1 protein-coding gene is annotated in these 1,182 nt (G+C 56.9%); it reads right to left on the bottom strand.

Translation table 11 applies throughout. The annotated features are described in order from the left end of the window. Positions 1 to 149: 149 nt before the first annotated feature. Positions 150 to 1,103, bottom strand: a complete 954-nt coding sequence (locus DVS29_RS36765; protein WP_118186253.1) for an IS5 family transposase — start codon at positions 1,101 to 1,103, stop codon at positions 150 to 152. Positions 1,104 to 1,182 lie beyond the last annotated feature (79 nt).

Below are 1,182 nucleotides of genomic sequence, written 5' to 3'. Positions count from 1 at the left end.
GGAAGGTCTGCACAACACGTTCTCGGAGCGCCGATCTTTTTTCACGTCGGGCGTATCGGCTGCAGAGCCTGCTATCAGGTTGATCGTCCGACTTTTGAAGCATGATGGCCTTCGTTTGCCGAGACTCACGGCCTGATGCCCCGGGCGTTTCACGCTTTGCTTAAAGCCTTGCGCGCCATCCAGAGGTTGCCCAGCGCAAACAGTGTCGTGATCTGCGCGGTGTTCTTCACCAATCCTCGGTAGCGGGTCTTCGTATAACCAAACTGCTGCTTGAGCACGCGAAACGGATGTTCAACCTTGGCGCGCACGCCAGCCTTCAGGCGCTCAATCTGGTTGTATATTGCGTCCAGACGATTGGTCAGGTCCAGTTGTCGACGCTTACCCGGTCGCATCGCGACATGCCAGCGTACCGGGTTCGCCTGACAGCGCTTTTCGATACCCTGATATCCAGCGTCAGCGTATACATCCTTTTCCTGGCCGTGCAACAACGCTTCGGCCGCATTGATGTCGTGAACGTTGGCCGCCGTACCAATGACGGTGTGGACCAGACCCGACTCCGCGTCCACGCCGATGTGCGCTTTCATCCCGAAGTACCATTGATTCCCTTTCTTCGTCTGATGCATCTCCGGGTCCCGTTTGCCAGAGCCGTTCTTTGTCGAACTGGGTGCGCTAATCAAGGTCGCGTCGACCGCTGACCCTGCCTTCAACATCAAGCCTTTTTCACTCAGGATCTCATTGACCAGGGCGAGCATCTGCGCGGCCAGGCCGTGCGTTTCGAGAAGGTGACGGAACCGCAGAATCGTGCTCTCGTCCGGCAAGCGCGTCATACCGTCGTCCAGCCCCGCAAACTCACGATACAGCGGCACGTCATAAAGTGCCTCTTCCATCGCCGGATCCGAAAGCCCAAACCACTGCTGCATGAAGTGAATCTGCAGCATCGTCGCAACCGGAAACGGCGGCCTTCCAGTCTTACCCTTCGGATAGTGCGGTTCGATCAACGCAATCAACCTCGACCATGGCACAACGCGCCTCATCTCATCGAGAAATTCCCGCTTGCGCGTGCGTTTCGTTGAAAGATCCAGGCCAAGACCGAGCTGTGTCATCGAGGAACTCCGTTAATTCGCGTTCTTCCAGGATAGGCCAACCAGACTTCAACGCCAGGACTTTTGCAGACCGTCCCTA

This window comes from Paraburkholderia phosphatilytica, from assembly GCF_003443895.1.
GTDB lineage: Bacteria > Pseudomonadota > Gammaproteobacteria > Burkholderiales > Burkholderiaceae > Paraburkholderia > Paraburkholderia phosphatilytica.
Note: the sequence above shows the minus strand (reverse complement) of the source record. Positions and strands in the feature narration are given on the sequence as shown.